25 protein-coding genes and 1 pseudogene are annotated in these 23,042 nt (G+C 62.0%); 8 read left to right on the forward strand and 18 right to left on the reverse strand.

Features of this window, described 5'->3' with window-relative positions; genetic code table 11:
• Window positions 1–57 precede the first annotated feature (57 nt).
• A complete protein-coding gene (locus CK226_RS24535) occupies window positions 58–1,221 on the forward strand; it encodes a mannitol dehydrogenase family protein (RefSeq protein ID WP_245437828.1) in 1,164 nt (387 codons plus the stop codon).
• Between the two features lie 125 nt (window positions 1,222–1,346).
• Here CK226_RS24535 and CK226_RS34485 read toward each other — a convergent pair whose 3' ends face one another.
• Together CK226_RS34485 and CK226_RS24545 are read right to left on the reverse strand one after the other, a co-directional pair.
• Complete coding sequence (locus CK226_RS34485; RefSeq protein WP_142887636.1) at window positions 1,347–2,201, reverse strand: dihydrofolate reductase family protein; 855 nt, start codon at window positions 2,199–2,201, stop codon at window positions 1,347–1,349.
• On the reverse strand, window positions 2,195–3,364 hold the full coding sequence (locus CK226_RS24545; protein WP_095793314.1) for an MFS transporter: 1,170 nt from the start codon (window positions 3,362–3,364) through the stop codon (window positions 2,195–2,197). The genes CK226_RS34485 and CK226_RS24545 overlap by 7 nt, the downstream gene beginning before the upstream one ends.
• Before the next feature lie 80 nt (window positions 3,365–3,444).
• Between CK226_RS24545 and CK226_RS24550 the strand changes: the two genes are divergently transcribed.
• On the forward strand, window positions 3,445–4,848 hold the full coding sequence (locus tag CK226_RS24550; protein WP_095793315.1) for a PLP-dependent aminotransferase family protein: 1,404 nt from the start codon (window positions 3,445–3,447) through the stop codon (window positions 4,846–4,848).
• Between the two features lie 345 nt (window positions 4,849–5,193).
• Here CK226_RS24550 and CK226_RS24555 read toward each other — a convergent pair whose 3' ends face one another.
• From CK226_RS24555 to CK226_RS24575, 5 genes are all read right to left on the reverse strand, one after another.
• Complete coding sequence (locus CK226_RS24555; protein WP_095790399.1) at window positions 5,194–5,442, reverse strand: DUF982 domain-containing protein; 249 nt, start codon at window positions 5,440–5,442, stop codon at window positions 5,194–5,196.
• 25 nt (window positions 5,443–5,467) lie between these two features.
• Window positions 5,468–5,788, reverse strand: coding sequence for a DUF982 domain-containing protein (locus CK226_RS24560; RefSeq protein ID WP_095775934.1), 321 nt, complete (start codon window positions 5,786–5,788; stop codon window positions 5,468–5,470).
• A gap of 84 nt (window positions 5,789–5,872) precedes the next feature.
• Complete coding sequence (locus tag CK226_RS24565; RefSeq protein WP_095775933.1) at window positions 5,873–6,103, reverse strand: hypothetical protein; 231 nt, start codon at window positions 6,101–6,103, stop codon at window positions 5,873–5,875.
• 58 nt (window positions 6,104–6,161) lie between these two features.
• Window positions 6,162–7,790 carry a chaperonin GroEL gene (gene groL, locus CK226_RS24570; protein WP_095775932.1) on the reverse strand — a complete coding sequence of 543 codons (1,629 nt, stop codon included), beginning with the start codon at window positions 7,788–7,790 and terminating at the stop codon, window positions 6,162–6,164.
• Between the two features lie 60 nt (window positions 7,791–7,850).
• Entirely contained in the window at window positions 7,851–8,165 is a 315-nt protein-coding gene (locus CK226_RS24575) for a co-chaperone GroES (protein WP_095775977.1), read from the reverse strand.
• A 342-nt stretch (window positions 8,166–8,507) separates the two neighbouring features.
• Here CK226_RS24575 and CK226_RS24580 point away from each other — a divergent pair, with 342 nt between their 5' ends.
• Together CK226_RS24580 and CK226_RS24585 are read left to right on the forward strand one after the other, a co-directional pair.
• Window positions 8,508–8,855, forward strand: a complete 348-nt coding sequence (locus CK226_RS24580) for a hypothetical protein (protein WP_095775931.1) — start codon at window positions 8,508–8,510, stop codon at window positions 8,853–8,855.
• Window positions 8,856–9,142: 287 nt separating this feature from the next.
• Window positions 9,143–9,445, forward strand: a complete 303-nt coding sequence (locus tag CK226_RS24585; protein WP_280951055.1) for a DUF982 domain-containing protein — start codon at window positions 9,143–9,145, stop codon at window positions 9,443–9,445.
• A 497-nt stretch (window positions 9,446–9,942) separates the two neighbouring features.
• Here CK226_RS24585 and CK226_RS24590 read toward each other — a convergent pair whose 3' ends face one another.
• The 3 genes and pseudogenes from CK226_RS24590 to CK226_RS24600 form a co-directional block, all read right to left on the reverse strand.
• The gene (locus CK226_RS24590) at window positions 9,943–10,176 is read right to left on the reverse strand and encodes a hypothetical protein (RefSeq protein ID WP_179296579.1); all 234 of its coding nucleotides are present in this window, start codon (window positions 10,174–10,176) and stop codon (window positions 9,943–9,945) included.
• 115 nt (window positions 10,177–10,291) lie between these two features.
• Window positions 10,292–10,618 (reverse strand): annotated as a pseudogene (locus tag CK226_RS24595) (Hsp20/alpha crystallin family protein); the annotation flags it as partial.
• 149 nt (window positions 10,619–10,767) lie between these two features.
• Window positions 10,768–11,235 (reverse strand): Hsp20 family protein, encoded by a 468-nt coding sequence (locus CK226_RS24600; RefSeq protein WP_095775928.1) that lies wholly within the window; start codon window positions 11,233–11,235, stop codon window positions 10,768–10,770.
• Window positions 11,236–11,330: 95 nt separating this feature from the next.
• Here CK226_RS24600 and CK226_RS34490 point away from each other — a divergent pair, with 95 nt between their 5' ends.
• Entirely contained in the window at window positions 11,331–11,573 is a 243-nt protein-coding gene (locus CK226_RS34490) for a hypothetical protein (protein ID WP_143750387.1), read from the forward strand.
• Here CK226_RS34490 and CK226_RS24605 read toward each other — a convergent pair.
• From CK226_RS24605 to CK226_RS24615, 3 genes are all read right to left on the reverse strand, one after another.
• The gene (locus CK226_RS24605; RefSeq protein WP_245437829.1) at window positions 11,543–12,337 is read right to left on the reverse strand and encodes an HdeD family acid-resistance protein; all 795 of its coding nucleotides are present in this window, start codon (window positions 12,335–12,337) and stop codon (window positions 11,543–11,545) included. The two genes, CK226_RS34490 and CK226_RS24605, sit on opposite strands and share 31 nt — an antisense overlap.
• A 210-nt stretch (window positions 12,338–12,547) precedes the next feature.
• Window positions 12,548–13,543 carry a L,D-transpeptidase gene (locus CK226_RS24610; RefSeq protein ID WP_095789811.1) on the reverse strand — a complete coding sequence of 332 codons (996 nt, stop codon included), beginning with the start codon at window positions 13,541–13,543 and terminating at the stop codon, window positions 12,548–12,550.
• A gap of 167 nt (window positions 13,544–13,710) precedes the next feature.
• Window positions 13,711–14,145 (reverse strand): hypothetical protein, encoded by a 435-nt coding sequence (locus CK226_RS24615; protein WP_095789812.1) that lies wholly within the window; start codon window positions 14,143–14,145, stop codon window positions 13,711–13,713.
• A gap of 667 nt (window positions 14,146–14,812) precedes the next feature.
• On the opposite strand from CK226_RS24615, the gene CK226_RS24620 reads away from it, so the two are divergent.
• Both CK226_RS24620 and CK226_RS24625 read left to right on the forward strand, forming a co-directional pair.
• Window positions 14,813–15,856 carry an OmpA family protein gene (locus CK226_RS24620; RefSeq protein ID WP_245437830.1) on the forward strand — a complete coding sequence of 348 codons (1,044 nt, stop codon included), beginning with the start codon at window positions 14,813–14,815 and terminating at the stop codon, window positions 15,854–15,856.
• A gap of 22 nt (window positions 15,857–15,878) precedes the next feature.
• Window positions 15,879–17,102: a caspase domain-containing protein gene (locus tag CK226_RS24625; RefSeq protein ID WP_095775036.1), complete on the forward strand. Its 1,224-nt coding sequence runs from the start codon at window positions 15,879–15,881 to the stop codon at window positions 17,100–17,102.
• A gap of 46 nt (window positions 17,103–17,148) precedes the next feature.
• Here the strand turns inward: CK226_RS24625 and CK226_RS24630 are convergent, their stop codons facing one another.
• Both CK226_RS24630 and CK226_RS35040 read right to left on the reverse strand, forming a co-directional pair.
• Window positions 17,149–17,685, reverse strand: coding sequence for a hypothetical protein (locus CK226_RS24630; RefSeq protein WP_245437831.1), 537 nt, complete (start codon window positions 17,683–17,685; stop codon window positions 17,149–17,151).
• A gap of 64 nt (window positions 17,686–17,749) precedes the next feature.
• On the reverse strand, window positions 17,750–17,896 hold the full coding sequence (locus CK226_RS35040; protein WP_179296064.1) for a hypothetical protein: 147 nt from the start codon (window positions 17,894–17,896) through the stop codon (window positions 17,750–17,752).
• Here CK226_RS35040 and CK226_RS24635 point away from each other — a divergent pair.
• The gene (locus CK226_RS24635; RefSeq protein WP_095793318.1) at window positions 17,895–18,398 is read left to right on the forward strand and encodes an OmpA family protein; all 504 of its coding nucleotides are present in this window, start codon (window positions 17,895–17,897) and stop codon (window positions 18,396–18,398) included. The genes CK226_RS35040 and CK226_RS24635 overlap by 2 nt on opposite strands.
• An 84-nt stretch (window positions 18,399–18,482) precedes the next feature.
• Here the strand turns inward: CK226_RS24635 and CK226_RS24640 are convergent, their stop codons facing one another.
• From CK226_RS24640 to CK226_RS24650, 3 genes are all read right to left on the reverse strand, one after another.
• On the reverse strand, window positions 18,483–19,808 hold the full coding sequence (locus CK226_RS24640) for a caspase domain-containing protein (RefSeq protein WP_095775033.1): 1,326 nt from the start codon (window positions 19,806–19,808) through the stop codon (window positions 18,483–18,485).
• Window positions 19,809–20,110: 302 nt separating this feature from the next.
• Window positions 20,111–22,546: a M23 family metallopeptidase gene (locus tag CK226_RS24645; protein WP_095793319.1), complete on the reverse strand. Its 2,436-nt coding sequence runs from the start codon at window positions 22,544–22,546 to the stop codon at window positions 20,111–20,113.
• On the reverse strand, window positions 22,543–22,953 hold the full coding sequence (locus CK226_RS24650; protein ID WP_245437832.1) for a DUF1036 domain-containing protein: 411 nt from the start codon (window positions 22,951–22,953) through the stop codon (window positions 22,543–22,545). Before CK226_RS24650 ends, CK226_RS24645 begins: the two co-directional genes overlap by 4 nt.
• Between the last annotated feature and the right edge of the window lie 89 nt (window positions 22,954–23,042).

Raw genomic sequence — 23,042 nt, forward strand, 5'->3', positions numbered from 1 at the left:
TTTGGACCGGCGGCCGATGCGTACCCTCACCAAGCTTCTAGAGAACGAGGAAGATCGTTGACCAACGAAATCGTCACGCCCATTTTCCAGTTTGGCACGAGCCGCTTTCTGCAGGCGCACGCAGCGCTCTTCGTGCACGAGGCGCTGTCGGCAGGCGATGCGGTCGGACCCATCACGGTGGTCGCGATCAGCGGCTCGGCGAGCGGCCGAGCCCGTTTGCAGGGGCTCGCCCGCGATGAGGGCTACCCGGTTGTCATCCGCGGGCTGAAGAAGCGCCACCGCGTCGAGCATGAAATCCGCGTGAAGAGCATACGGCGCGCGCTTGATGCCGAACTTGACTGGTCGCGGTTGACCACGCTGTTTGCGGAACAAGCGGAATTCGTTGTTTCGAACACGACGGAGGCGGGCCTCACCATTCCATCCGATCTCGTCGTCGACCTCACCCACGCCCGCGGCCCGGCGCCGGCGGGATATCCGGCAAAATTGCTCGTTCTGCTCGCGCACCGATTTGCGGTGTCGGCAAGGCCCGTCGTGGTGCTTCCAACCGAATTGGTTCCGCGCAATGGCGACACGCTGAAGGAAGCGTTGATCGCTTTGGCCAAGCGAAGCGGCGCCTCCGACGCCCTTTTGTCGTTCATCGCCGACGATTGCGTCTTTGCCAACTCGCTGGTCGACCGCATCGTCTCGTCGGCCATCGAGCCCGTCGGGGCAGTCGCGGAGCCATACGCGCTATGGGCGATTGAACAGCAAGCTGGGCTGAGGCTGCCTTGCCGTCACCCCGCGATCGCGCTTGTCGATGATCTCGACCGCATCGAGAGACTGAAGCTGCACATCTTGAACCTCGGTCACACGGTGCTCGCACAATACTGGATGGCCGATGGGCTGAGACCCAACCTGACGGTGCGCGAAATGCTGGAAGTCGATGGATATCGAAGCTTGCTGACGGAGATCTATGGTTCCGAGGTCGTTCCTGGCTTCAAGGCCCGGGGCCTGGAGCAGGAAGCGACAGCATACGTAGCGACCACGCTTGAGAGGTTCGACAACCCTTTTCTTGATCATCGTCTGAGCGACATCGCCGCTGGTCACCTGACCAAGGTTCAACGGCGTATCGGCGGCTTTCTTCAGTGGGTGCCGGAGGAGCGCCGTCGACAGTCGCCATCTCTCGAGAAGATTCTCTCGGCCGTCGACCAGAATGCGGATCGCCAAAACGTCGTCCCATAATTGCATCTGTGCTGTCGTATTGGCTCGGCTGGTTGTGCGATCAAGGGTATCGCAACAACCCAATGGATCTGGGGGCGAGGCTAGGCGCCGCCCACAGATAGCAGCTTTCGCTGTTCGGATGGCAGTCAGTGCGGTCGATATGTGAGCGCCACGACACCATTCGCGAAGCGGTGCGTGCGGACGAGTTCCATGTTTATTTTGTCCGCATCGATGTCCGCAAAAGCGCGTTTGCCCTGACCGACTTTGGTAGGCAAGACTAAAAGGTCGTATTCATCGACGAGGTTGTTGTCCAACAGCGTTCTGTCCAGTTCCGTGATACCGTATTTCAGGATATGCCCGCCGGCCTGCCTCTTGAGCATGGCAAGTCCTTCGGCCACATCGCCTTTGATAAGCGATGCATTCCACCCGACCTCGTCGAGCGTCGTTGACGCCACCAGCTTCTTCAGCCCGTTGATTCGATCCATGTAGGCGCTTCCGGTCGCGTTAGGCCAAACCGGAGCGAAGTACTCATAGGCTTTGCGGCCGAGAAGGAAGAACTCGACATCGTCCAGCTTCCGAAGGGCAAACGCCCTGACCTCGTCGTCGAAAAACCGTGACGCCCAGGTCATCGGCGACTCGACGATGCCGTCGAGTGAGATGAAACTCGAAACCATTAGTTTTCTCATGTCAGTCGCTCCTTGTGTTGGATGCCAAAACACGGGCGGACCCATCAGGATCGCGCCGTCTAAATCTGTCCACCTGCCGTCGGCGAGGAATGCTCGATTGCGCCAACCATCGCCGGTCACCCGCCGCCCTTTTTGCGAAACGGATTGGCTACGGCGCCTCAGCGCGCCGGTAGCGACCGGCGCATGAACGTCGCTGTGGCGAACATCGATCAGCCGGCGCCCCTGGCGCGTTGCGGCCCCATTCAGTTCAGGGATCGCATCCAGCCGGCCATGAAGTCCGCAGACAATATCGGAAAGAAATTGGCGCCTCAGCATGCATGGTTCCCTTTCGTTGTGGCGAGATGGAGGAGCGCAACGAGCGTGAAAACGCCAGCTGTCGCGACGAACGCCGTGCTGAACCCGACCGCTGTCGCAAGGCCGCCGAACGCAATTCCGCCGATACCGAGGCCCGCGTCATAAGCGCCGTTCCACAGTGCGCCTGCGCCATCCACCTGCGAGGGAGCCGCGCGGGCGAGCAGCTCGGCGAGAGTCGCGGTTTGCAGCACGCCGAAGGCTATCCCGCTCAAGAGCATGCCGCAGAGCACCTCTGCCTCACCCGTGGCCGCCAGGCCGATTGCGGCGACGACACACGCGGCGAGGCCAGCGAGCATAGGCAGGCGCGTGCCGTGCCTGTCGACATGCCGTGCCGAAAGCCAGCGGGTAACGGTTGCGCCCAAACCCTGAAGCAGCAGGCCCAGCATGATCGTCCCGCTGGTCGCCTCCGGATGGGCGAGAGGAAGAAAGGTGACCGCTGCGCCGACAAGGACCGCGCCGCAGCCGAGCGAGATTGCCGGCCCGATTGCCAGGCCCAAAGGCGGAAGGCAGTGAGCCTCGTGCATCTCGATCTTCCGCTCGGAAGGAAGAACCGCGGTCGCGGCAATGGCGGCAAAGGCAAGCGCCGCCGCGCAGACGGCTGTCCCCGGTGCACCGAGATTCGTCAGCACCCAAGGGCCGAGGGGAACGGCCACGATCGCCGGAACCGCAGACGCGACCCCAGATATGCTCATGGCTTCGGCACGCCGCGACGGTGGTGCCATCTGGGCCGAGAGACCGGAGGCGGCGACGAGCAGCACGCCAAGTGCAAGCCCGCGACCTGCGCAATTGAGGAGCAGCAGCGCGAGCGAAGCAGGAAAGGCCGTAAGGCAGCCTAGACCGAGCATGCCGAGGGCGAGCGCAAGCGCGCTCTTACGACCGGCGCGGTTGATCACCTGTGGCGCGGCAATTTCGCCGACGATGGTGGCTGCCATCAAGGCGCCGGTTGCGGCGCCTGCGCCGCTGGTCCCTGCGACAGCCGACGCATGCGCGGGAATGGCCGACAGAAGCAGATAGAAGCTGCTCATTGCCGAAAGCATCACGCCTGCAATGCTCAGCATGGGAGCCGTCAAAATCGGCTCAGGAGCGGTTCGCGCCCGTGGTGCGGTAATTGCGGTTGTCGCCATGGTCTTGTCCTCACAGATGACGAGGCCCGGCTTACCGTGATACTGGTCTTGACGACATGGCCAGTTGTTGGGGAATTTAGTTGACCAGTTTGAACGCGGACATCGCTCTCAGCCTTGACCGCTCGATCAATGAGAGCCTCGGCAGTCAGCTCCGCCGCGGCCTGCTGACCCGAATTCGAACCGGGGCCTTGCGCCCGGGCGTCCTCCTTCCCTCGACCCGCGCGCTCGCCGCCCAACTGGGTGTCTCGCGCCCACTTGTGGTCGACGCCTATGCGCAACTCGCCGCCGAGGGATTCCTGACCCCGCGTCAGGGCGCACGGCCGATGGTCGCCGCCGGCTTGGCGAACGTCGCCGCCCCGGCCGAGCAGCGGTCCGCCGATGAGGTGATCCGCTACGATCTGCGGCCGGCCATGCCGGACGTAGGGCATTTCCCGCGCAAGGCCTGGCTGAGCGCCGTCAGGCAGGTGCTCCAGACCCTTCCGGCGAGCGATCTCGGCTATGGCGACCTTCGCGGGAGTTCGGTCCTCCGGGCTGCGCTCGCCGATTATCTCGGCCGCGTGCGCGGCCTCATCGCCGACCCCTCACGCATCTTCATCACCAGCGGCTTTGCCGAAGGGCGCGCCCTGGCCTGTGTTGTCCTGCATGCCGTCGGAGCGCGCAGCGTTGCGGTCGAGGATCCGGGTTACAGCGATTGGGTCGCGGTCGACAAGGCCGGGCTCCTCCGAGTCCCCGTGCCGGTGGACGAGGATGGGATCGACGTCGACCAGCTCATCGCGACCGGCGCCGATGGCGCGCTGATTACTCCGTCGCACCAGTTTCCGGTTGGCGGCGTGCTCAGCGCGGTTCGGCGACAGCGCCTGGTGAAATGGCTTCATGAAACGGACCGCTATATTCTTGAAGACGACTATGATGCGGAGTTCCGCTACGATCAGGCGCCGGTCGGGGCACTACAGGGCCTCGCTGCCGATCGGGTCGTCTATGCAGGCACCGCAAGCAAGACACTGGCGCCGGCGCTGCGCCTCGGCTGGCTCGTGGTTCCGCCGCAGCTGATCGCACCGATGAACCGCGAGCTGCGGCGCTGGAGCGAAGGACCTCCGCGCATCGATCAGGACGCACTTGCGCACCTTCTGCAGTCAGGCGCCTATGATCGGCACTTGCGGAAGATGCGCCGTATCTACCGTGATCGCCGCAACAGTCTGCTGAGCTGCTTGAGGGACGAACTCCCGGACGTCGAGGTTGAGGGCGCGGCAGCGGGTCTCCACGTAACGGTGCGACTGCCCGCAACCATTGGTCGAGCCGGTGAGGCCGACATCGTCGCGCTTCTCCGAAAACGGGGCGTGGCGACCGAAGCGCTCGGACGATATTCTCAAACCGCGGCCGGGCCACGGCGCTTGTTCATCGGCTACGGCCGAATTCCCGACAGCGCGATTGCTTCCAGCGTCCGCTTGCTCGCGCAGACCATCCGTGACGTCTCGCCCCAGTGAAGTCCGGTGATCGCGGTCGGTGCAACGTGCATTTCTGCCCCATACACGCTCAATTCTTCCAGTTTGAATTGAGCGCTATCGCGTAAGTCCATAAGTTGTAGGCGAAATGATTTTGGGGGCCTTTTCGTCAGTCCTGTCCGGCAAATGATGGCACTCGTCAGCTCATGACTCGCCGTTTTCTAAAGGCTTGGGAACGATGCTTGCGATAGGCGGCGACAACGACGTGCAGGCTGGTTCCGACCTGGGCCGCCGGGTCATATCCGCTCCTTGCAGATCCGACGGAGGCGTGCAATCGGTCAGATTGCGTCGCTCGCAAAGCAAAGACTTACCTCAGCGCCGGGCTCACTATGAGACCTGGATCAAACCTGCACGACGGGCCGCCTTCAAAAATGCCCGTCTTGCTTGTTGCGGAGCCCGCCATCCGTCCAAGGCGTCGCGGCAAGTGCGGCGGGCAGCTCGATAGCTTGGTCCTCTCGCCCATTCCGGCCATTGGTCATGAAGGCACTCAAGTGCTTCCCAACTGCTGGCAACCACCCGCTCCCTCGAGGGTCTCACGCGCAGTCTCACTGGTTCGGAAAATCGAATATCCCTCATAGCTTTGTGCGCTCCCGCAGACCGATTACATCGACTTGTTGTAGGGGCCTCTCGAAGCCGCTCCGAAAGCGCCAACTGCCTCGGCCGCGACGATGTCGCCTGCGGCCTGTACAAGCAAATCCATGCGGCGGGCGAAGGCAACAAATGTGCTGCGAGCGGTTTCGGCATCCACCTCGCCGGCGAGGGCTGCCCGACAGGCATTGAGCGCGACGCCATGAGCAGAGTTTCGCTTCGATGGCGGCCATTCATCCAACAGGACGAAGGCGTCTTTTACGCTTTGAATGTCGGTCGGAAACCCAAGACCCACCAGCACCCTCACGGGATGCTGAAATTGATTGTGTTCCATATTTTCCTCCGTTTCACGCGATTAGCTCAATCGATCGGAAGCCTTTCCCATGGCGCGTGCGCGATAGATTGCGGGCGTCGCGCCTTAGCCTGCCGAACTCCCGTTTCCAGGAGGACCTTTGCTGTCGGTAAGATTCCGCGCGGCCAGAAACATCACCGTGTATGCTGCTTTGCGCCGGTCCCAACCCGCGGCCTCCGCTCTGTCGAGCAAGTCGACCAGTATCGGGTCAAGCGCAACCTTCAGGTCTGCTTCGTAGTTCAGATCGGTGGCCGCACGCGCCGGCGGCGGGATTACGTTCAAGTTCATCACGTTCATGGCTCTACCCATTTGTCAGGGTGTCCGGGCCCACCGGGCGCGGACACAGCCGTTGCCATCAGAAGTCCATGCCACCAGCCGGCATTGCCGGAACGGCGGGTTCCTTCTTCGGCTTCTCGGCAACCATCGCTTCCGTCGTTACTAGCAGGCCGGCAACCGATGCCGCATCCTGGAGTGCGGTTCGCACCACCTTCACCGGATCGATGACGCCCTCGTTGTAGAGGTCGCCGAACGCGTTGGTCTGTGCGTTCCACCCCCAGCCGAACTCCGGTTTCTCACGCAACTTGCCGACGATGATCGAGCCTTCCGCGCCGGCGTTCTCAGCGATCTGGCGCACTGGCGCTTCAATCGCGCGGCGCACGATCTCGATACCATGCTTCTGGTCTTCATTCTCGGCCTGCACCCTGTCCAGTGCCTTGGCCGCACGCAGAAGCGCCACGCCGCCACCCGGCAACACGCCTTCCTCGACCGCAGCGCGCGTCGCATGCATGGCATCGTCGACACGGTCCTTGCGCTCCTTGACCTCGACCTCCGTCGAGCCGCCGACGCGGATGACGGCGACACCGCCGGCGAGCTTGGCCAGCCGCTCCTGCAGCTTTTCCCTGTCGTAGTCGGAGGTCGTTTCCTCGATTTGCGCCTTGATCTGGCTGACGCGACCCTGGATCTCGCTCCTCGAGCCGGCGCCGTCGACGATGGTGGTGTTCTCTTTCTCGATCACCACCTTCTTGGCGCGGCCGAGCATCTCCAGCGTGACGTTCTCCAGCTTGATGCCGAGATCCTCGCTGATGGCCGTGCCGCCGGTCAGAATGGCGATGTCTTCCAGCATCGCCTTGCGGCGGTCGCCGAAGCCGGGCGCCTTGACGGCGGCGACCTTCAGCCCACCTCGCAGCTTGTTGACGACCAGGGTGGCCAATGCCTCGCCCTCGACATCCTCGGCGATGATCAGCAGCGGTTTGGACGATTGAACGACGGCTTCCAGCACCGGAAGCAGTGCCTGCAGATTGGACAGCTTCTTCTCGTGGATCAGCACATAGGGCTCTTCGAGTTCGACGCGCATCTTGTCCTGATTGGTGATGAAGTACGGGCTGAGATAGCCGCGATCGAATTGCATGCCCTCTACGACTTCGAGTTCGGTCTCGGCGGTCTTGGCTTCCTCGACGGTGATGACGCCTTCGTTGCCGACCTTCTGCATCGCTTCGGCCAGGAAGCGGCCGATCTCGGCGTCGCCATTGGCCGAGATGGTGCCGACCTGGGCGATCTCGTCATTCCTGGTCACCTTGCGGGCGTTGGTCTTCAACTCCTGAACAATCGCTTCCACGGCTTTATCGATGCCGCGCTTCAGGTCCATCGGGTTCATCCCCGAGGCGACGGCCTTCGCACCTTCCTTGACGATCGCCTGGGCAAGCACCGTTGCAGTGGTGGTGCCGTCGCCGGCAAGGTCGCTGGTCTTCGAGGCGACCTCGCGCACCATCTGGGCGCCCATGTTCTCGAACTTGTCCTCGAGCTCGATCTCCTTGGCGACGGTGACGCCGTCCTTGGTGATGCGTGGAGCGCCGAACGACTTGTCGATGACGACGTTGCGGCCCTTGGGGCCGAGCGTCACCTTCACCGCATCGGCGAGGATGTTGACGCCGCGCAGCATGCGCTCACGGGCGTCGGAATGGAATTTCACTTCCTTGGCAGCCATTGGATCATTCCTTCAATAGGCAGCTTCATTGACTGGGTTGCTGTGGCGCTGAAGCATCGATCAGGCGGCTTTCTTGATCGTCGCGGCCCGGTCGATCACGCCCATCACATCGGTTTCCTTGATGATGAGCAGATCCTCGCCGTTGAGCTTGATCTCCGTGCCGGACCACTTGCCGAACAGGATGCGGTCGCCGATCTTGACGTCGAGCGGCGTGAGCTTGCCGCTCTCGTCGCGGGCGCCCGGGCCGATGGCAATCACCTCGCCCTCCTGCGGCTTCTCCTTGGCGGTATCGGGGATGATGACGCCGCCGGCCGTCTTCTCCTCGGCTTCGATGCGGCGGACCAGGACACGATCATGCAATGGACGGAACGTCATATCGTTCTCCTTCGGGACAAACAGATTTTTGAGGTTCCTCCACACCGGACCGGCAATATCGGGCCGGTGCGGGGCGCCACGACCCTTTTTCAGGCATCGCGCGGATATCGAGCTAGTTTTGGAATTTTCGAGTTTCAAGGGGTCGCTGGAAAAATTTTGGCACTCTGCATACAAGAGCGCTAGTGACATGAATTCATGCAGCTATTTTCGCTAGGACGCGCGACTTTCAGATCTTGAAATTCCGCAGGGACTCTACGAAATTTTTCGGCGCTGGAAACCTGAAAAAGGGGCTCGAGCGCAAAACCGATGCCAAGGAGATTTGTTAGGAAGTGGAGACTATCGATGGAACGAACTTTCCCGAAAAACATCCCCTCGATCGCCCCTGAGGCCTCTGATCCTTCGCTTGACCGCCTGCTGTTTCCGGCGCGGCACTTTAGTCACCCCAATGAGGTGGTGGGCGACCGCACGCTCGACACTCAGGAAAAGCGCGCCATTCTTGCCTCATGGGCTTCTGATGCTTGCGCCGTCGACTCCATGCCTGCGCTGCGAAAGCCACCGGGCGCTGCTAGCCCGGTGACGTTCGACGCCGTGATGGATGCACTTCGCCGACTGGACGACAGTCGCGCCGAGGTAGGCTGTGACCGCGAGGAATGGCAGGCTCGAGAACGCCCGCAAAGACTTAACGCCTGAACGCGCGACAGGAGAGACGCCCTTTGTTGTTGTCACGGTGCTTTGAAGAAGGTTCTGGCTGTCTGGTTGCCAACACCCCTTGAACCTAAAAGAGGTGTCTCCGATCTCTTTACTATGTCCGGCACTATGTCCGGCGGCGGCTTGGCGGATCTCAAGTCGAACTCTGCCCTGTTTGCTATGGTATTCGCCCAAGCTCGTCGACTTGCCGGAACTGAGATCCTTGCCACACGCAGGCGAGGCAGGATCGGTTGTCACGCAGTTTGAAGGGAGGTCACATGGAAGATGGAATGTTCAAACAGACGATCTTCGTACGAGACGATGGCTTCGCTCTCAGAAGGATCGCTTGTGTCATGGATGCGATAGAGTTTCTTGAGGAATGGCCCCTCGAAAGGCGCGGCCTGCTTCACGCAGCGGCGAGTGACACTTGCTACTCGGCATATGATGGTCGAAAGTCCGTCGATGCGGCACACAAGACATTCACGACTTGGGCACGCAGGGTCGGTGTCATTGAGGATATTCCCGTGGCGCCGCCTTGGATGACAGGGCCTAAGATTAGCGCTGCAGACCATCCTACAGAAATTGACGGTTGATTTCGCTTGCGGCGGCAGGTCGTACCGCCGCCGCATCGGTCGACGCGTCACTAGTGCCATGGGGAGGAGGAGTACTGGGTAGCCAAGGATGCGGCGACCAAGAAGAGTGAGGTGGTGACCAAAAAAACCGGACGGCACAAACTGACCGATGCCGGCAATAAGACGTATACAAGCAAGGCCAATGCCGACAAGGCATTGAAGGACCTGGCTGCTTGCAAATGAACTGACAGGCTAGTGCAGGTCGCCCCTCCGCCTTCTCGTGGGCCGCCTACACGTCGGCCAGTAGTCGTCTTCGCAGTCTTTCAGGAACAAGGGCTCGAAGCTGGCAAGACACTTGCAGCGACGGCCTCGCGAACTGTCATGCCAACGACACGCCGTTGTCGGGCGAGGCCGCCCAAGTCCGCAAGCATCCTCGGACCTTAAACGGCGCGCTTGGAATCGCTGGAATAGCGTGGCGATCCATGCATCTCTGATCAACTACCGATGCCCGGATGCGCCTAGGCCGGATCTGCCACGTCGCCTTCGTCATCGGGCTCGATCAGGTCGATTAGCGCTGCCACCCGTGTTCCCGGCAGCGGTCGCCCCTGGCTCATCGGCGCCTCGTCACCAAAGGCCCAGGCCCACGCCTCTCTCAATTCCTCGAGCGAGGCACCGGACGCGATGATCTCCGCAATTGTCACGTCGTCTACAGGCCCGAGGACCGAGACAACGTCTTGGCGTGTCATGGTTATCCTTTTCCTTCCGGTCGAAATACCCCCGAAGATGGGCATTCAATGGACGTCATTTGACCATCTCGCTATCTGCGAGTGCCGGGGCTAGTCGAGCCCCGGCACTCCTTCGCGACAGTCATTTGCTGCCATTGATCGCAATGCGCTTGGCGTTTGCCTGCGCCTTTGTGGTCTTTGGCAGTGTCACGGTGAGCACACCATTCTTGAACGCGGCCGCGACCTTGTCATCTTCAACCTCACGGCCGAGACTGAAGCGCCGCTCAAAGCGCCCATAATAGCGTTCGCTGAACTGGCGATCCTTGTCCTCGGTCTCTGCCTTCTTCTCGCCGCGAAGCGTCAGGACACCATCATCCAGCATGACCTCGATGTCATTCTCATCGAGGCCCGGGATTTCGGCCGTCACCCGGATTTCCTTATCGGTTTCCGAGAACTCCACGCTTGGCCAAGTCCCGTTGAGAGGGGGCACGCGCCGCCACGGCTCCAGGGAATCAAGTTCCGTACGCTCATTTGTCCTTCTCCTTTTCGTTTTATGGGTCGCACCCGGATCCCACCCACGACAGGACGGGGTGTCTTCTGCAGGCCGACCGCCAAAGATCAGGCCGCCGCGCTTTCAATGCGCTTGGAGGCCGCCTTTTTGTCGGTCTCGACATTAATCGCGATGCGGCGCGGCTTCATCTCCTCGGGAATTTCCTTCTTGAGGTCGATGATCAGCAGACCGTTTTCGAGTTTCGCCCCGACTATGGTTACATGGTCGGCCAGTTCGAATTGGCGCGCGAACGGCCTCAGCGCCAGGCCATGATGGAGGTACTGGACCTCCTCGTTCTCTGTCTTGGCGCCCTCGATCACCAGCATATTCGGCTGATGCGTGATCATAAGCTCGTTTTCACCGAAACCGGCCACCGCTAGGACAATTCGGTAGGTGTCTTCGCCGAGCTTGGCGATATCGTAAGGCGGCCAGTTGTCCGCATTCTGTGGCGAACTGGCGTTTTCGAGCAGGTTGAAGATGCGGTCAAAGCCGATGCTCGACCGATAGAAGGGGGAAAAGTCCACGTTCGTTCTCATAGCTACATCCTCCTTGGAGCAACATAGATACGAGGGAACGCCAAGAAGCCTGGCGCTCCCTGACACGTCGGCCCCTTGCACGGCGACCGACAAAGATGAGTTGGGAATCGATTTCCGCCGCGTCAAGAGCGACCGCCGCAATCACCGAGCAAATGACAACCAAACAGGCGCAGGCATTTGTGAGTTTTGCCAGGATAGCTGGGGTGCTGGCCAGCGGCTACTTCTGCAGTCTCGCGGCCGGCAACAGCAAGAAAAATCCCGATCTGGACGTTTCACAGATGTTGGGACCAGCCAAGCCGGTAAGCGTTCAACTCTTCCGCACATGCCAGGCCAGGTAAGCAATCGCGGCGCCAACACCAATCAACTCTATCCCCAGCAGCAGTCCGATCAGCCATACGGCTGTCACCGGGATCCTGACCCACAGCGTCACGGAAAGAAGAATCCCGATCATCCCACTCCCCAGGACCCAGCCCCAGTTGGGGAAGGGGCGGATGGTGAGGGCGAAAACTACCTTCGCGATGCCCTCGATCATGAAGAAGACGATCAGCAGCAAGGTGATGGTCAGCAGTCCGTTTCCAGGATGGCGCAGAAAGAGAAGACCAATCAGCACAGCAAGGATGACGGAGATGAGTTGCAGCCAGAAATGAGGCACGTGGCCCGCGCCGATCAGGCTTATGCCTTGTAGGCTTCCGCTGACGATCAGCACCCAGCCGAGCAAGTTCACCACGGCAATCGACGAGATCATCGGAAAGGTCACTGCCAGAATTCCGGCTGCGACCAGCATCGCGCCCTCGACCAAATACCAAAGTGAGTACTGCCTGAGGGTCTGCCGCATCGCCTCGCGAAAGACGTCTGCTGCTGCATCCAACGAGATCGACCTGCCCTGCCTCCAAAAGCCGTCTGTGTCTACGACGGCCTCAAGCTGGGCCGCATGCGCTTTTGCGATTTTCAGGAGGGTTATTGCCGTCTCCTGGGCTGTCCATCCGCGGGCTTGTGACGAAGCGACCAGTTCCTCGAATGCGGGCTCCAATGCGACCTCGCAGTTGACCTCCCGATCGGGGCTGTCCTCTGGCAGGATTGGGGGTTCAACCTTCTGGGACATGCAAATGAAGTGCATCGCGGACGAAAGGTTCCGACGCGCCTCGACGATTGATCATAATTCTGAAAATGCGGCCGGCTCATTCACCCGTGAGCGCCGCCCGCGGCGGCGAATGCCTTCCGACGCCGGAAGCGGCGTTTCGTTTACGGCGCGTCGCCCGCGCTGTTGCCAGGCCAAAGGACGACGCGAGAAGGCCGAGCTGGACTTCGCCTTCTACCCGCCGCCTGAGTTCGCCATCTCGTCCTTGAAGCTGACTTTCGTGCCTTTTTGCACCATGGAGGCGAGGTCCTCGGCATCCCAGTTGGTCAGCCTGATGCAGCCATGCGAGAAGGTCGCGCCGATCTTGCCCGGTTCGGGCGTGCCGTGAATACCGTAGCTCTCGATGGAAAGATCGATCCAGACCGACCCCACGGGATTGTTCGGTCCGGCCGCAATCGTGAACGGCCGCTTGGCTTTGACCCCCTTGAAAGCGAAGTGCGGATCGTAGTGATAGGTGGGATTGCGCACGACGCGCTTGACCTGCGCCTCGCCGCTCGGCGCCGGCTTCTCGGCGCTGCCGATGGATGCGGGAAAGACCGCGAGCCATTTACCGGAAGGATCAAGAACGCGCACCAGGCGTGCGCCCTTGTCGACCTCGATCCCGGCAATTGTGGCGGGAGGATCACCCCGGTCTACATCCGGAACCAGCAACTTAGTGCCGACCTTCCTGAAGCCGATGCCCGGATTGAGCCTCCTGAGCAATTGCTCACTTATGTGGAAGCGCTCGGCGAGCTTCTCCGTGACGTTGTGATAGCCGAGCCTCCGCAGGTGGGCCATCCTCTCCATGCGCGCCGGAATGCGCTTGGTAAAGGGTCCGCTTAGATCCTTGCGCGTCAGCTCGTAGCTCACCACAACCGGGTTGGTGGAGGTTGCCGTCAGCCTGTCCCAGGTCTCCAGCGTGAGCTTCCCATCGGAGGGCAATCCGTTCGCAGTCTGAAAGGCCCTGATGGCCTTTGCGACGTTCTCCGAGAAGCGGCCCTCGATCAAGCCTGGCGAGAAGCGGGCGCGATCCAAAAGTATCTGCGCTTTCAGGATAACCGGGCTGAAGCCTTTCGATCCTTCGGCTGAGAATTGCGCTTGATTGACAGTGGCGAGGTCCAGCTTGGCCGCCGCTGTCCCGCCGCAAGTGAGGGCAAGCGCCGCAGCCACGAGGAGAAGGAGCCTGACCATCGATGCACCCCGCCAGTACCTGTTTCCATGACGCAGCAAGGCCAGGTCGCCGGCCCCACTCCAGGACATGCTCCGCAAAACCCCGCAGGCCAGCGAGCGCCGCCTCGCCAGCTGGCAATTTTGCAGCCGAGGCGGCGCGGCGTCTTCGCTGACCTAGCGTCTGGCGCTCAACCGTGCACCATTATACTTCTCAGCCATGCAAGAACCTTGCTGCCTCCGAGCACCCTGCGCACTCTGCCGGCCGCCCAGTCGGCCCGCATCGTGGCACCGGCATGGCAACTGCAGACGATGTCGTGCAACTGCCAGTCGGACAGTTCGAAGAAGCGCTTGGCTTCGCCGTAAGTGTCCGATTTCAGGCCCGATGCACGCAGCAATGAATCATCGAAGGCAACCGTGATCGGCGACCCGGTTGCCCGTGCCTCTTCGCGGAGCCCGGAGTTAAGACGCTCGGTACCGGTGAGCGCGGTCAGGCAGCGCGACGGATTCATTTCGAGCAGTTCCGCCCACCGTTCGATCCGTTGCTTTCTGGTCATCGGCAGAGCCGGCGCCTTCGGATTGATGTCGGCGATCGACTGCAGTTCCTCAAGTGTCTGATGTTTCATGATTAGCTCCTGTTCTTAGCTTTCAGCGGCGTCCGCAGCCTGTCGTCTTCGACCTAGGGTCTTCAGCTCGACGTCTGAGAGCTCGCGGCTAAGAGATCATGGGCGCGAGCCGCTCGGGTTGCTCAAGCGACCTTCAGCCGACACCACACAGCGGTATAAGCGAAAGAACCGTTATCGATCTCTAATGTTCCAACGGCAGGGGCAGATTTCGTGCGGCCTGATCAACAAGAAGGCAGTGTGGTGGGTTGGGCATCAAAACAGGCAATCGTCGCGACAATTCTATCCGGCGCTCTGGCTGTTGCCGGGTGCACAACGGTGACGCCCAGGGTCGATCCGGCCTCGACGACGAAACACCAACACCGGGCGAAGGCCGTTCGCACGATCGAGCCGGCCCAAACCGAAGCCCCGCCGGTCGTCGCTCCTTTGGGTGGGTAACGGTGGCGGTAGTTCCGGCGGTGGTAGCAGCTGGTGACGGAGATCAACAAGGTAACTTCATACCCTGGCATCGCGGCTACCATGGCCTGCCGTAACCGCTCGCCAAGCAAGGGCAACTGCTCTATGCTGCCATCTCCTGCGGTATCGAGATAGGTTGTCCTGGCGGGGGCGTTCCATGTTCGAAGTCGTCGTATTCTGTCGAAAAGTGCGAGCGAAGGCCGGAGCCTTTGGTTTGGTCCTTGCCGCGCTGCTGGGCTTGCTGGTCTTCGAACCGCACGCCGCCAACGCCGCGCCGAACTGGACGCTCGATCCTGACGCGTCGGTGCTCACCTATCAGTCGGTCAAGAAGAACACGATCGTCGAGACCAACAAGATCAGGAACATCACCGGCACGCTCAGCGCTGCGGGTGACGCCAAGGTCAGCTTCGATCTCAATTCGGTCGATACTGGCGTCGACCTGCGCAATGTGCGCATGCGATTCCTGTTCTTCGAAACATTCAAATATCCGACGGCCGAGCTGACGGCGAAGGTGGACCCGGCGGCCTTTGCCGACTTGCCGGCCAAACGCCGGATCAAGGCAAGCTTGCCGTTCCGGCTTAGCCTGCACGCCGTCGACAAGGATCTGGAGGCGAGCGTCGTCGTCACCATGATCAGCGACACCCAGGTTTCCGTGGCGTCAGAGGCTCCCGTCGCGGTGCATGTCGAGGATTTCGGCCTGCTGCCGAACGTCGACAAGCTGCAGCAGGCCGCCAATGTGACGAACATCGTGCCCACCGCCTCGGTGTCCTTCGACTTCGTCTTCGTCGCCGAAGGCAGCAAGCCGGCCGCGGTGCAGACGGTCGCTGCCGGCACCGCCGATGTCGGTCCCGTGGCCACCGACGCGGCGAAGGCCAATTTCAGCGACGAGGAGTGCCTCAACCGGTTTGCCGTGTTGTCGCGCACCGGCGCCATCTACTTTCGTCCGGCCAGCGCCCGGCTCGATGCCAAGAGCCGTCCGCTGCTCACCGAAGTCGAAGGTGTCGTCGGCAAATGCCCGACCTTGAAGGTGGAGGTCTCCGGCTATACGGACTCGGACGGCTCGCCCGAGGCCAACAAGGCGCTCTCCGAACGGCGCGCGCAGGCGGTTGCCGATGCGTTGGTCGCCGGTGGCGTGCCGCGTCAGCAGATCACTGCCGCCGGCCATGGCGAGGAGAGCCCGGTTGCCGCCAACGACACGCCGAAGAACAAGGCGCTCAACCGGCGGATCGAGTTCTCCGCCACGAAGCTCGCGAACTGAGGTCGGGGTGGGTTCCCGTACAATGGCCTTTTGCGCCGTCTTGCTTCGCGGCGCCGGCCTTGTCGCCCTTGTCCTGCTTTTGACCTCGACGGCCGCCAGTGCCGAGCGCCGTATCGCGCTGGTGCTCGGCAACTCGCAATATCAGCACGCAGCGCCGCTCGCCAATCCTGCACGCGATGCCCAAGCGATGGCCGATCGCCTGCAGAACCTTGGTTTCGAGGTGATATCCGGCTTCGACCTCACCAAGCAGCAGACGCAGGCCACGGTCGCCCAGTTCGCCAAGCAGGTGCGCGGCGCCGACGTGGCGCTTTTCTTCTATGCCGGCCATGGCCTGCAGGTTTCAGGCAAGAACTATCTGCTTCCGGTGGATGCCGCGCTCGAGGACGAGACCTCGCTCGACTTCGAGGCCGTGTCGGTCGATTTCATTTTGCGTCAGATGTCTCGCGAGACCAGCATAAGGCTGGTGTTTTTGGACGCATGCCGGGACAATCCTCTGGCCGAGGTGCTGGCAAAGACCGCCGGCGTCAAGGGTGCAAGCAGCGGCCTTGCGGAAATTCCGATCGAGAATGGCGGCGCCGGAACGCTCGTCGCCTTTGCCGCCAGTCCCAACCAGCTCGCCTATGACGGGTCCGGCGATCACTCGCCCTTCACGACGGCATTGCTTCAGCACATTGGGGAATCCAATGTCTCCATCACCGAAGCGATGAACAGGGTGACCAGCGACGTCTTCAAGGCGACCGCCGGCAAGCAACGCCCCTGGATCAATGTTTCCTTGACCACCGAGGTCGTCCTGCACAAGGTCGATCTCAAGGCGCCGCTGATCGTCGGCGAGGCGAGCCCCCCGAAATCTGAAGCCGGATCCGACACGCGCAACACCGGCGCTTCGCCAGGCCAGAATGCCGACCAGCTTGCGCTTGATACGCTGCGTGCGAAAATCCCGAAGCTGGCTACAGACGGTCCTATCCTTTTCGATCGTCCCGTGAAGTTCGGCGACCCGGCGATCGACGGCAAGAGCATCGCCCAACTTATCAAGAGCGAACCGCTTTTCAGTCCGGTGGAAGGCCTCGATAAATCGGTCTGGCAAGGCAAGCACTGCAACAACTGCCATGAGTGGAATGAGGTCCGGCTTTGCGAGCAGGCGAAAAATTTCGCCGCCAACGACGTCTCGGTCCTGCGCCTGCAGCATCCGCTCGGTACCCGCTTCAAGGTCGCGTTGGCCAGATGGGCGCAAGGCGGCTGCCAATAATGCCGGCCTGATACCAGCGATGACGGGCAGCGATCGGCGAATGCCGTTACGCCGCCATCTCCGCCATCTGGATGCCCATTTCGACAAAGGCCGAAAGCACGGAAAACCGGTCCGCCAGCGAGGCGCGGGCCAGCCCGGCCAGAATTCCGGCATTCACGGCATGGGCGGCAGGAAATCCGGTCGACACCATGTCGAGGGTCGGATCGCGCCATACCGCTGCCAGAGCGATCCAGGCGGCCGGCGTCGCCGGCGGCAGGTCCAGGGAATTGCTCAAGACTGCTTGATGGTGGGGATTGTCAGGTTCGCCGACGCGGTCGTGGACAAGCGCCAGCAATTCGAGATCCCGGTCCGCGAGGAGCTCGGCGAGATTGCTCAGGCATTCATGTCCCCACCAGACGGCGGCTCGCTCGGGCAGCAGGTAGGCACAGAACGTGACTGCTTCTTCCGGCACGCGCCCGGCAAGCAAGGCTCGGCAAAAATCAAGCGGCGGCTGGCCGGTGGCCAGCGACTTCATGTCCCTGGCGATGGCGGGACAAGCGAGAAACAGATCCCGTGCCGTTCTGTATCCGAGTTCATTGGCCATGGCTGCCACACCCCAAGAACCACCAGAACAGCACTCAAGCCTGTGGCCGCGCGCCGGTCAAGCGTCAGTCGTTGGCAGGCGGCGACCAGGGCGGCATGCGTTTGTTCACAGACAATCGCTTGCCGATTTGATATGATGCGCCAGCGAAATCCTCTTGGACAGGAGTGACGGTCATGCGATGGGGCAGTTCAGCCTTGGCATTGGCGGCCATGCTTTTTGCAACGCACGTCTTTGCCGATCCGCTTCAGAAATCGGAAGACATCGTCAAGTTCTTCGCCGGACAGCCCGGCAATCTGGGTGCCGCGCGCGGCATCTGCGTCGGCACGGAGGAAGAGTGCAAGAGCAAGGCCGAGAAGACTGGCTCGGCTGCACAAAAGACCGGTCTCGACATGATGATCAATTTCGCCCTTGATTCCGCGCAACTCGACCAGACGGCGCGTACCGAACTCGACGAGTTCGCCAAGGCGCTGAAGGACAATCGGCTGAGCACGTTCAGCTTTGTCGTTGAAGGTCATACCGATGCAACCGGCCCGGATCGCTACAACCAGGACCTGTCGCAGCGGAGGGCCCAGTCGGTGGCGGCTTTCCTCGAAGCGAACGGCGTAGAACCTGCCAGGCTTGAAGCAATCGGCCTTGGCAAGTCGCACCCGCGTGTCGCCAATCCTTACGATCCGGTCAACCGGCGCGTGGAAATGCGCATCAGGACGGAGTAGGCGGTCGCCGCCAGGCCGATCCGTCGACAGCGATAGCGGCAAAAGGGAACTCGTCCAGAGCAGGTTCCCTTTGACGGGCCATGATCAATATCTCATCGCGCCGCCGATCACGACGCCGCTGCCGAAAATCAGCGCCTTGGTCAGGAAGTCATTGTTGTCTCTCCGGCGCGGCTCGTCGCGCATCACAATCTCCCTGTTGCGCCAGCGCTCGACGATCTGCTGTCTTCGCGGTTTCCGCTGCGCCACCGGTTTCAGCGTGCGGGTCTTCTGCACGACCTGTTTCTTCGGTGGTGCGGCGCGGACCTGGTCGGCGGCCGAGGTACGAACGGCCGAGCCGGCACTCGCGTCCGCATCGCTCGTGTCGAGCGCCGCGACCTGCTTGCCCGCCTTGGGGGCCTTCAACTGGTCGATGTCGAGCCTTGCCACCGTGGCGAAGGGGCCGCTCGGGAACTGGTCGAGATAGGCCTCGTAATAGGGAATGGCATTCTTCTTCGAAGCCTCGTCCCAAAGCCGCTGCTCGACCTCCCAGGACGGCGGATCGCTGGCCAACGGCGCGGGGGCAGGCGAGGCCGTCGTCCCGGCTGCATCGGCGATCGGCGCCCCCGCGGCTTGTGCCGACGGCTTGCCAAGGAAAACCTCGCGTCCCAGCGATGCGTTGTGCCATGGGCGCTGCCGGCCTTGCGTTGCTTCCGTCACGTCGCCGCGCACGCGCGTCAGCGCGCTCTGAATCTCGACACCGGGTTCGGTCAGGTGCTTGGCCAACGCCAGCGAGTAGGGGCTGTCTAAGCCGTCACCGTCGAAAGCGATAGCGCCGGGATCGGTTGCGTAAGCGATCAGGACACCGCCGGTGCCGACGCCGTCCGCCTTTGCATCCACCGGCGCGAGGCCGGCGCCAAGCGAGCGGCTCTTGGGCAGAGCCGCAGCCAGGGTACGACCCAGCGGATTGTCGCGGCAGGCATCGAGAATGATGATGCCAACAGCGGGATCGGCAGGCAGCGCCGCCATGAACTCGTCGATCTGAACCGTGCGGGTCTTGAGATAGGCGGGCGAGGTCAGATCGGCATCGACCGGTATGAGATAGTTCTTGCCGTCGACCTGCATGCCGTGGCCGGCGTAGAAGATGACCGCGAGGTCGGCGTTGTAGGATTCTTCGGTGAATTTGCTGATCAGGCCATGCATGCCGGCATTGTCCTGGTCGACGCCTTCGATCACGTCGAAGCCGGCGTTGCGCAGCGTCGACGCAATCAAGTGGGCGTCGTTCGCCGGGTTGGGCAAGGCGACGGCGTTGACATATTTGCTGTTGCCGATGACCAGCGCGACACGCTTGCCCCCGGCCGTTGCGGCCTGGACGCCGAAGGCGGCAAGGATGGAAAGGACAACTCCGCTCAAAAGGATGGCAAACAGTTTCATGGATCAGCCCTCCGGCCCATCGGGGCACGCTATCGATCTCTGCGCATGCTCATTTCGTCAGCCATAAGTCGCTTCTGCCAAAATGGCTCTCAGGCTTGTGTAGCCCCGACGACGGCTTAGGTTCACCGAATGCACCTGGCCTCAGCAAATATTTGCCGAAATGCCGGTGTCAAAACCGATCGAGCAGGCGATCGTGCCGCCCTTGAGCCAGGACGGTCCAATTCTTTGTTTTGACGCAATTCCCGAGGGCAAGCGCTACGCGCTCTTCCCGGGAAAACCGTTCACACTTTTCCTGGAATTGCTCAGCCCGGCTCAAGCGTCTCTTGGATTGAATTGAGCAACGCGGTTATCGCCTGCTTGTACTTCTCGAACTCCGGCGACGTCTGCCGGACCTCGGTCGTGGTTGTCGCCGGCTGGCTCTGATCGGTCGCCACGCGCGGCACTTTCTGCCCCATTTTCCGCTCGGCCCAATCGATGACGTAGCCGACGGTCTTGCCGGTCAGGAACGGATTGGCCTGGATCACGGCTGCGCCCAGAACGGCGGTCAATTGCGACGAGCCGGACGCGGCCAGCACCTGGTGCGCTCCTTCCATGCCAAGGAAGTGGCAGAGATAAAGACGCCCGGCGGTAATCTGGTGGCCGCGGGCGCGCAGATAGGCCTCCCCTTCGCGCGCCAGGTTGCGCACCATTTCGCGCGACAGCGTCGCGTCATAGCGAAGCGCGAGCAGGTCGGCGGTCGAAAGCGATCGGGCAAGGTCGGGACGATAGGTGTTCATCATCCGGATCCAGGTCTTGGTGATGAACTGGCCGGCGCCGGTTGCGGACGAGTTGGGATTCTTGGCGCGGGCGCTGCCGCCGCTTTCGACATGGACGATCCGGTCTGTCAGCGTCTCGACCGCGGAATCGCCGGGTCCGCCGGAACTAACGGAAACGGCGGTGGCGACTGTGGTGACCGTCCCGAGCGGGTCGATCGCCTCGCCGTTCTCGTAGAGCTCGAAATGCAGATGCGGGCCGGTCGAAAGCCCCGTGGTGCCGATGTAGCCGATGACGTCGCCGGCCTTCACCTTGGTGCCGACGCCGCTGGCGATGGCGAATTTTTGCATATGCGCGTAGCGCGTCTCGCGGCCGTTGGCATGCGTGATCTTGACCAGATTGCCATAGCTGCCGCCATCGCCCTGGAAGGAAATCTCGCCGTCGAAGGCGGCCATGACCGGCGCCCCGACCGGAGCCGCCCAGTCGACACCCTTGTGGATCCGAACCGTCCCGAGGATCGGATGCTTGCGCGGGCCGAAGGTCGACGTCATCACCCCGGCGACCGGCGTGACCATGCCGTTGGTGACGTTCAGCGAGCGGACCTGATCATCGCCGGTCACGCAGGCGTATTGGCCGTCGCTTTGCTGGAAGACGAAGCAGTCGAGGTTCTTGTCCTTACCCAGGACACCGACGTAAAGCACCCGTCCGGAGATCTCGCCCTGGTCGCGCGGCGTCTGCGAGTAGATCATCACCAGGCGCTGGTCCTCGCTGGCGAAAGCGTCGAGATCCTGTCCCCTCGACAGATACATGATCGCTTCGCCGATCACGCTGGTCGGCACCTTGTTTCGTGCCGCGGTCGAGTAGATCGCGTCGAGCAGGCGGTACTGCCGCTTGGGTCCGCCCTGGTCCGAGGCACCGGAATAGTTGAAGAGGTCCTCGCGAACCCAGGGGTCGACGCCGGAAACGAAGGCGCCCGCCGTGTTGCGCGTCAGCGTGCCGACATAGACATTCCTGGCGTAGACCGAGACCTGCATCAGCGACATGGTGGTCGTCTCGCGGTTCGGCCGGAAGCCGCGCATGGCGACCACGAAACCGGCCTCGAGCCCGTCGCGCTTGAACAGCGCCTTCAGCGCCTCGCCGGCAAGCCTGGCGTCGTCCGCGGAGAAATGCGCGTCGAGCGCCACGCTATCCAGGCTGCGGTCGTTGAGGATTTTCACGAAAGTGTCCTCTGTCGCCGCGAAGCGCTGATATTCGCTGGTGACGGTGGCGACGGTGGTGTTGTTTTCGATCGCGGTTTTCTTGAAGGCGGGGAGCGCTGCCTCGCCCTGGTCGATGGTCTCGCCCCAGCCGGCCTCGGGGTCGTCCGCGTCGGCCTTGGGCGCCGAGCCGGCGGGGATCTCGCCCTCGTCCGGCGGCGCCTGCAGGTCGTTTGCCAGATCGCCCGGTTGGTCGTTGGGCGCCGCAGCAGGTGCGGGCGAGGTCGGCTGCTGATCGTCAGGCGCTGCGGTTGAAGACTTCGCAGCAGTCTGCCGCTGCGCCTTGAAGAAGGCAAAATCCTCCTGCGTCGACGGGATCGTGGTCATGAACTTCTCGCTGGCGCTCAGCATCACGTCGGACAGAATCTCGATCTGCGGCGAGGCCCCGGAACGGTCGAGTTCGGCCGGGCGCGCAACCGTGTGGCCCTTCGTGGCGGTGTCCGCGTCGGGCGCCAGCGTGATCCACATCGGGTCACCGGCAAGGTCGATGATGGCAGGCACATAGACCGAGGCGTCGGGCGGCACGTCTTCCATGCCTTCGACGGGATGCAGTTCCTCATCCTCGTCGCCGAACGACCAGTTGTCCTTGGTAAGATAGAAGCCGGTGGCGATCGCGATGACGGTGAGCGTTGCAACGCCTGCAAGAACGCGGCGCCAGAGTTTGCGTCTGCGCTCGGCCAGGCGTGCCAGTCTCTTCTGTTTGAAGCTCGTGTCGATGCTGTGCGTCACGGGCTATTTCCGGTCAGGAAATAGGTCCAGCGCACCTGCTCCAGCGTATCGACCTCGACGAAACGCGCCGCGATATGACCGCGCTGCCAGCACTCCTCGATGCCACGGATGGAAAAGCGGCGCCGATCAACGCACATCTCGGTCGATCCGTTGAGGATCGCATGGCCGAACACGTCGGTCGCGTAGAGGTAGATGTAGCGGTTGGCCAGTTCCTCGCGGATGACGTTCACGCACTGGTTGGCGCCGATGGTCCACCAGCCGTCGGTCTGGTCGGCATTGTCGACCTTCTGTCCGACGGCGAGGTTGACGACGTCGAGCGTCTGGTTACAGACGGTGAATTCGGCATGCGCGCTGTCGGTCGAGAAGATAACGAGCAGCGCCGCGCCGGACAGCGCGGAGAATGCCAAGCGGCCGGAGAAATCCGCCAACAATCGAAGCCAGCTACGCTTTGCGTGTGACGAAGGCCGGCAAAATGAATGCGAGGGGCGAAGGTCCA

This window comes from Mesorhizobium sp. WSM4311, assembly GCF_002295115.1.
Taxonomy (GTDB): domain Bacteria; phylum Pseudomonadota; class Alphaproteobacteria; order Rhizobiales; family Rhizobiaceae; genus Mesorhizobium.

What these genes read in the sequence shown, in the direction of transcription:
- CK226_RS24625 (WP_095775036.1), top strand. Translation starts at nt 15,879, where the DNA reads ATGGCCTTTTGCGCCGTCTTGCTTCGCGGCGCCGGCCTTGTCGCCCTT.
- CK226_RS34490 (WP_143750387.1), top strand. Translation starts at nt 11,331, where the DNA reads ATGAGTTGGGAATCGATTTCCGCCGCGTCAAGAGCGACCGCCGCAATC.
- CK226_RS24640 (WP_095775033.1), bottom strand. Translation starts at nt 19,808, where the DNA reads ATGAAACTGTTTGCCATCCTTTTGAGCGGAGTTGTCCTTTCCATCCTT.
- CK226_RS24600 (WP_095775928.1), bottom strand. Translation starts at nt 11,235, where the DNA reads ATGAGAACGAACGTGGACTTTTCCCCCTTCTATCGGTCGAGCATCGGC.
- CK226_RS24580 (WP_095775931.1), top strand. Translation starts at nt 8,508, where the DNA reads ATGGAACGAACTTTCCCGAAAAACATCCCCTCGATCGCCCCTGAGGCC.
- CK226_RS24585 (WP_280951055.1), top strand. Translation starts at nt 9,143, where the DNA reads ATGTTCAAACAGACGATCTTCGTACGAGACGATGGCTTCGCTCTCAGA.
- CK226_RS24575 (WP_095775977.1), bottom strand. Translation starts at nt 8,165, where the DNA reads ATGACGTTCCGTCCATTGCATGATCGTGTCCTGGTCCGCCGCATCGAA.
- CK226_RS24635 (WP_095793318.1), top strand. Translation starts at nt 17,895, where the DNA reads ATGCTTTTTGCAACGCACGTCTTTGCCGATCCGCTTCAGAAATCGGAA.
- CK226_RS24545 (WP_095793314.1), bottom strand. Translation starts at nt 3,364, where the DNA reads ATGGCGACAACCGCAATTACCGCACCACGGGCGCGAACCGCTCCTGAG.
- CK226_RS24560 (WP_095775934.1), bottom strand. Translation starts at nt 5,788, where the DNA reads ATGGAACACAATCAATTTCAGCATCCCGTGAGGGTGCTGGTGGGTCTT.
- CK226_RS35040 (WP_179296064.1), bottom strand. Translation starts at nt 17,896, where the DNA reads ATGGCCGCCAATGCCAAGGCTGAACTGCCCCATCGCATGACCGTCACT.
- groL (WP_095775932.1), bottom strand. Translation starts at nt 7,790, where the DNA reads ATGGCTGCCAAGGAAGTGAAATTCCATTCCGACGCCCGTGAGCGCATG.
- CK226_RS24605 (WP_245437829.1), bottom strand. Translation starts at nt 12,337, where the DNA reads ATGTCCCAGAAGGTTGAACCCCCAATCCTGCCAGAGGACAGCCCCGAT.
- CK226_RS34485 (WP_142887636.1), bottom strand. Translation starts at nt 2,201, where the DNA reads ATGCTGAGGCGCCAATTTCTTTCCGATATTGTCTGCGGACTTCATGGC.
- CK226_RS24555 (WP_095790399.1), bottom strand. Translation starts at nt 5,442, where the DNA reads ATGAGGGATATTCGATTTTCCGAACCAGTGAGACTGCGCGTGAGACCC.
- CK226_RS24630 (WP_245437831.1), bottom strand. Translation starts at nt 17,685, where the DNA reads ATGGCCAATGAACTCGGATACAGAACGGCACGGGATCTGTTTCTCGCT.
- CK226_RS24610 (WP_095789811.1), bottom strand. Translation starts at nt 13,543, where the DNA reads ATGGTCAGGCTCCTTCTCCTCGTGGCTGCGGCGCTTGCCCTCACTTGC.
- CK226_RS24565 (WP_095775933.1), bottom strand. Translation starts at nt 6,103, where the DNA reads ATGAACGTGATGAACTTGAACGTAATCCCGCCGCCGGCGCGTGCGGCC.
- CK226_RS24615 (WP_095789812.1), bottom strand. Translation starts at nt 14,145, where the DNA reads ATGAAACATCAGACACTTGAGGAACTGCAGTCGATCGCCGACATCAAT.